At 34.8% G+C, this 6,319-nt stretch carries 7 protein-coding genes; 3 read left to right on the forward strand and 4 right to left on the reverse strand.

The features are described 5' to 3' along the window. Complete coding sequence (gene prfA, locus ABYK18_RS11855) at nt 1–1,068, forward strand: peptide chain release factor 1 (protein ID WP_373036887.1); 1,068 nt, start codon at nt 1–3, stop codon at nt 1,066–1,068. Nucleotides 1,069–1,119: 51 nt separating this feature from the next. On the opposite strand, the gene dapF is transcribed toward prfA, so the two are convergent. The 3 genes from dapF to ABYK18_RS11870 are packed head-to-tail and all read right to left on the reverse strand — an operon-like array spanning nt 1,120 to nt 3,020. Further along, nucleotides 1,120–1,869: a diaminopimelate epimerase gene (gene dapF / locus ABYK18_RS11860; protein ID WP_373036888.1), complete on the reverse strand. Its 750-nt coding sequence runs from the start codon at nt 1,867–1,869 to the stop codon at nt 1,120–1,122. After that, nucleotides 1,866–2,459 carry a dephospho-CoA kinase gene (gene coaE / locus ABYK18_RS11865; RefSeq protein WP_373036889.1) on the reverse strand — a complete coding sequence of 198 codons (594 nt, stop codon included), beginning with the start codon at nt 2,457–2,459 and terminating at the stop codon, nt 1,866–1,868. Before coaE ends, dapF begins: the two co-directional genes overlap by 4 nt. A 15-nt stretch (nt 2,460–2,474) precedes the next feature. After that, a complete protein-coding gene (locus ABYK18_RS11870; protein ID WP_373036890.1) occupies nt 2,475–3,020 on the reverse strand; it encodes a spermidine synthase in 546 nt (181 codons plus the stop codon). Nucleotides 3,021–3,114: 94 nt separating this feature from the next. On the opposite strand from ABYK18_RS11870, the gene ABYK18_RS11875 reads away from it, so the two are divergent. Next, on the forward strand, nt 3,115–3,312 hold the full coding sequence (locus ABYK18_RS11875) for a DUF2892 domain-containing protein (RefSeq protein WP_373036891.1): 198 nt from the start codon (nt 3,115–3,117) through the stop codon (nt 3,310–3,312). Further along, nucleotides 3,313–4,311, forward strand: a complete 999-nt coding sequence (purM, locus tag ABYK18_RS11880) for a phosphoribosylformylglycinamidine cyclo-ligase (protein WP_373036892.1) — start codon at nt 3,313–3,315, stop codon at nt 4,309–4,311. A gap of 239 nt (nt 4,312–4,550) precedes the next feature. On the opposite strand, the gene ABYK18_RS11885 is transcribed toward purM, so the two are convergent. Continuing rightward, nucleotides 4,551–5,780, reverse strand: a complete 1,230-nt coding sequence (locus tag ABYK18_RS11885) for an OmpP1/FadL family transporter (protein WP_373036893.1) — start codon at nt 5,778–5,780, stop codon at nt 4,551–4,553. Between the last annotated feature and the right edge of the window lie 539 nt (nt 5,781–6,319).

Here is a 6,319-nt window from a genome sequence, read left to right on the forward strand (position 1 = left end):
ATGCTTGCTGATAAACTTACTCCGTTTATCAACCGTTATAATGAACTTAGCGAAATGCTGAGTTCACCTGACATAACTTCTGACATCAAAAGAATGACAGAACTCTCAAAAGAACAATCTTCACTTTTACCAATCGTTGAAAAAGCAAAAGAATACAAAACTTTAATATCAGATATTGCTGATGCAAAAGAAATGCTTTCTGATGCTGAAATGGGCGAAATGGCAAAAGAAGAGCTTAAAGAGCTTGAACCTAAAAAACCACGAATAGAAGAAGAAATTAAACTTCTGCTCCTACCTAAAGATCCTAATGATGATAGAAATATCATTGTTGAGCTTCGTGCCGGAGCGGGTGGTGATGAGGCAGCAATCTTTGTAGGCGATCTTTTTGATGCTTATACTCGATATGCTGATGTAAAAGGCTGGAAAGTTGAACTTATGAGCAGTTCTCCATCAGATGCCGGTGGATTTAAAGAAGTTATAGCACTTATTAAGGGTGATCAGGTTTATAGCAGGTTGAAATATGAAGGTGGAACTCACCGTGTTCAACGTGTTCCGGCAACGGAATCTCAAGGACGTGTTCATACTTCAGCTATCACGGTTGCAGTAATGCCCGAAGTTGATGATGTTGAAGTTGAAATAAATGAGAATGATTTAAAGATCGATGTTATGCGTTCTTCCGGCTGTGGTGGTCAGTCTGTTAATACAACTGACTCTGCTGTTAGGATTACTCACTTGCCAACTGGTCTAGTAGTAACAAATCAAGATCAAAAATCTCAACACAAAAATAGAGAAAAAGCTATGAAAGTTCTAAAAGCCAGACTTTTTGATCTTGAGATGCAAGAGGCTCAGGCTAAGGATAGCGAAGCCAGATCTGCTCAAGTAGGAACCGGAGATAGAAGTGGACGTATACGAACATACAACTATCCGCAAAATCGTATTAGTGATCATAGAATCACTCTTACGCTTTACAGACTAAATGAGATTATGAACGGTGGACTTCTTGATGAAGTAATTGAACCGCTTATAGCCGACCATCAAGCAAAAATCGTTGAGGCTGCCGGACTTTAAAGTCTAAGCGTCTAGCGTAACTATATGGGCTTTGCTCATATAGTGTACTGACTAAGCAAGATTCCAATCCGTATTAAAAGTATTTTTTACTCTTCCTCTAAAAGTAATCGTTCTATCGTTCATTCCAAGATATAGCGTATCACCGCTTCTAGGATAAACTTCAATGTTATTAGGAACTTTTTCTTCTATGTAAGCTCTGTAAAAACAAGCCGCCATTCCGGTACCGCAAGCTAGTGTCTCATCTTCAACACCGCGTTCATAAGTTCTTATTTTGATATTTTTATCTGCGTCTATAAAAGCAATATTTACGTTTGCATTGTATTTGTATCTAAGTTCTCTAGCTTCTTCTATGTCAAATGCTTCTATATTTTGTGTAAAATGAACAAGATGCGGAACACCTGTATCAACCAGCCACCAAGATTTACCGTTAAACTCTATATTTTTATTTAATATTTTAGGCGGTGTCAGTTCACTAAGGACCATGTCACCGTTTACCTCAGCGTTTATTACACCGGCTCCGGTCAAGAAACTCATATTTTTTGGTGCCAGTTTATTGGCATATGCGTAATGCGCACAAGCGCGTGAACCGTTTCCGCACATATCTGCATGACTTCCGTCAGAATTATAAAACTGCCACTCAAAATCATAATCACTGTTTGGAACTATAACTATCAGGCCATCTGCTCCGATGCCTTCTTGTCTGTGACATAACTCTTTTGCTAACTCTGTTCTATCTTCTTTAACATCAGAATGAAATACTACAAAATCATTTCCGTTTGCACTGTATTTAGCTACTCTCATAAGTATTTAACCTTTATTTTTTCGACAAAGTCTTCAACCTCTTGTTGAAGATGTTTTAAGTTTTTAGAGTTATCTATAACCCAAGTAGCTCTTTTTTTCTTCTCTTCTATTGGCATCTGAGAATTAATTCTTCTTAGTGATTCCTCTTTGGAGTAGCCATTTCGCTTCATAAAACGCTCTAGCTGAATATCAGCAGGAGTGTAAACGACCACGCTCTCTTTTATGTCATAAGAGCCTTTTTCAAAGAACAGTGGAATATCTATAAGGTATGGGAATTTGAAACTGTCCTGCTTGATGCTTCGCTTTTGTATTTCATCTCTAATCTTAGGATGTAAAAACTCTTCTAAGACTCTTTTTTTTTCATCATCTGAAAACACCAGATTTCCAAGTTTTGCACGATTAACTTTAGAACCGCTTACGTACTCATCACCAAAAGTCTCTTTTACCCAAGAAACTGAAGCATCCAATATTTCATGGGAGATGCTATCTGCATCTATGACTCTCATACCATTTAAGGCGAGCAGAGATGCTACAGTGCTTTTGCCTGTAGCTATTCCCCCCGTTAATGCAATAGCGTATTCAAATGCCATCTAATACCTTGTTTATTAGTTTTTGATGATTCCTAAATACTCTTTACGAATATAGTTGCCCATTGCAAATGAGGCTATATGAACGTCACAGTTATAAAACTGATTATCATCAAGCATATCAGCGCGATGCAAATTGATGTCTGCAGTCGGGTGGTATTCTTTAGAAGCTAAAAGCGCTGTTGAACCATTACCGATATTATACGGCATAATAACTTTAAAGTAATTTCCCAGAACTTGCATCATAGTTTTATTTGCATCGACATCATCTAAAGAAGGATGCGTAATTGACAATTGACCATCCTCTTTTAAGACGCGGTTTATATGTGCTAAAAGCGCAGCATCTGAACTCATTTCACAAATAACTACATCAAAACTAGAATCATCTAAGTTACGCACGGCGTCTAAAGAACACTCAACCGCTTGTGTATTTATATCACTGTACTTTAGCATCTCTTTTGCCAGTTGATCTACATTGTCACTAACAATTAAAACATTTTGCGGATTTTTACTAGTACACATCGGTACATGTACCATCATCTCAGAGTAGATAAATTTTTTCATTTTAATAATTCCTTATTTAATTAAGGCGATTTTAGCATATTATGATTAATTTTACTTAATATAGATATAATTACAAAAAAATTAAGGGTATTAAATGGACTACAACAAAATCAGAAAGTTTTGTAGAGTTTTTCGTATTACTATAGGTTTAGCTTTAATTGCTACAGGCGTTATTACTGGAATCTATTGGTTTTATTTAGGAGTTATTCCTCTTATCGCAGGTATTACCAACTTCTGTCCACTTTGTATCGTTAGTAAGAAATGTGACGTACCAAATAATTCGGAGGCCTAAATGAGTCAAATTAGTTATAAAGATGCCGGTGTCGATATTGATGCCGGAAACAGTTTTGTTGAGAATATTAAACCATTAGTAAAATCTACAAGGATTCCAGGTGTTATGGGTGGTATCGGTTCTTTTGCAGGTGCTTTTGAACTTCCAAAAGGATTTAACGAGCCAGTAATGCTTGCAGCGACAGACGGTGTTGGTACAAAGCTTAAACTTGCGATAGACAGCGGTATACATAACACTGTAGGAATCGACCTTGTAGCTATGTGTGTTAATGACCTTCTTTGTAACTTTGGTACTCCATCTTTCTTCTTAGATTATTATGCAACAGGAAAGCTTGATGTAAATGTAGCTACTAATGTAGTTGCTGGTATAGCTGAGGGCTGTATTAGAAGTGAATGCGCACTTATCGGTGGCGAGACTGCTGAAATGCCAGGAATGTACTCAGAGGATGATTATGACTTAGCAGGTTTTGCTGTCGGTGTAGCTGAAAAATCTGAAATGGATAGAGTTTCTCTTGTACGTGCAGGTCATAAACTTATAGCACTTCCAAGTTCTGGACTTCACTCAAACGGTTTCTCTCTTGCTAGAAAAGTTCTGTTTGAAAAAATGGGTATGAAGTTTGAAGATGACTTCAACGGAAAACCACTTATAGAGACTCTACTTGAACCTACTAACATCTACGTAAAAACATTTAAAAAATTAAAAAATGAAATAGTAGCCATGGCTCATATCACAGGTGGCGGAATTGTTGAGAACCTACCTCGTGTTCTTCCAGAAAATTTGATGGCTGAAGTAAAAAAAGACGCTATTAAAGTTCTACCTATATTTGAACTGATGTCAGAACATGTTGATCGTGATGAGATGTTTAGAGCGTTTAACATGGGTGTCGGAATGATACTTGTAATTGAAGAAAAAAATGTAAATACTGTTTTGGCTCAAGCAGAAGGTTCTTACCTAATCGGTGAGATAAAAGAAGGTAGCAGAGAAGCAGTGATGATATAAATCATCACTGCCAAAAAATCTTTTTCTCCATATCTTATTTCAATTTAAATATCCTCTTTAAAATTCATCACTAATCTTTTAGTTTACTAATATAAAAATAACCATTAAAGCATTTAAGTAAATTTATATAGATTATGAGATTTGAATATGGGGAAAGATTGATTATTGAAAGTATGTAAACAGGATGCCGCCAAAAAGGCGGCATTTAGAATGAAGAAGAATTTATGCTATTCTAACAATTAGAATGCGTAGTTAAGTTGTAAACTTAAACTAGTCTGTGAATGTTTAACAGTGATATCATTACCAGCAAAGTTAGTCATAGTTTCACTTACCTCAGGAGCATACGTGTACGCTGCATCAAGAGAAGTGTTACTGTTAAAGTTATATGTACCACCAACAGTCATATGTGATTGTACTACTCCTGGAAATCCAAGTAAGTTGAATGTATTTACTACTCCTGAACTCAATTTAGCACTATTTACACCTGTATATGTTTGTTTTTCAATAGGACTTTTTGAATAGTTATATCCTAAACGAGCGGCCCAAGTAGTTGTTGCATATTCATAACCAAATGTATAAACATTTTGATCTTTCCACTCAAAATCTTCATAACCTTTTGCTTTTGACCATTGAATTTGTTTATAGTCTAATGCTACAGTATGCTCATTGAATTTATAACTTGCACCGACACCAATCTCTGCAGGTGTTGAAAGTTTATCATTTGCATATGCTTGCGTAGATGAAAATAAATCAATAGTATTTGACATTACACCCTTATATTTCATATCAATTTGTGATTTATATACTGCACCTATTGTAAGGTCAGATATTTCATACGCCAAACCTATATTATAACCAAACTGTAAATCTTGACCTACACCAGCGCCCTTAGTTTTTGAGTAAGCTGAATAAGCAGCAAATGCAGCAGGTGGAACATAATTAATATCTAAAGAACCATATTGAAGAATTGGTGTAATACCGATACTAAAATTATTAGTTGTATATACTAAAGGAACTCCAAATTGCATAAGTTGAAGATTTGTTACCATTTCCATTTGAGCAGTTTGACCACGATAATCTACACCCATACCACCAGTGCCCCACATACCAATACCCCAATAAAAGTTGTCATTAACTTTTGAAGCTAAAGAAACTTCTGGTATAACACTCATACTTGCATCACTATCAGCACTACCTGTCGGCCCGCCAACACCAGTTAAAGCATTTGTACTTTTAACATTTGGCATAAAGATAGTACCCCCAAAAGAGATCTCAGTACCTTTAACAGATGTAATTAATGCAGGGTTAGCTAAAGCTGACTCAGCACCGTGAGAAACACCTATACCAGTTCCACCCATACCACGAGACTTAGCACCTGTTCCAATTAATGCTGCACCGTTTGTTGCGAATGCAGATGTTGCACCTAAAGCTAGAGCAGCTACTAGAGCTAACTTGATTGTTTTTTTCATTTTCTCTCCTACGAGTAATATAAGATTTTAAAATAGATAATCTACTTTATCTTTGAACATTATAGGAGAGTTAATTTTAACTAAGTCTTAAAAAAAAAACTAGTTATATTAAAAAAAATAATAGATAAAGCGATAAAAAGCATTTATATAATTAAATATGATATATATTATTAGTAAATAGAATTATTGTATAGTTAAAGTGTATAATTATAAGTTTTTTATATAATTAGTTACTGGGTATATTATATATAAAAAATATAAAATTTGTGATATCTAAATGATATTGTGTATATATGTAACAATATTATCACAATAAAATTACAAAACAGTAACAAAAATCTATAAAAACAATAATATTTAATCTGTATAAATAAAAATCATGTAAATTATGCGTATATAAACTCTTCAACTATCCACTGCTAAATGAAGGTATAGATAATATAAGCTATAAATAAAAATAAGGATATTTGTAAACAGATTAAGTAAATAAAGTTAAAAAGAGGGAGTAAATAAGAGTAAATTGATCAACTAGGCAGCGA

The organism is Sulfurimonas sp. (genome assembly GCF_041563495.1).
GTDB lineage: Bacteria > Campylobacterota > Campylobacteria > Campylobacterales > Sulfurimonadaceae > Sulfurimonas.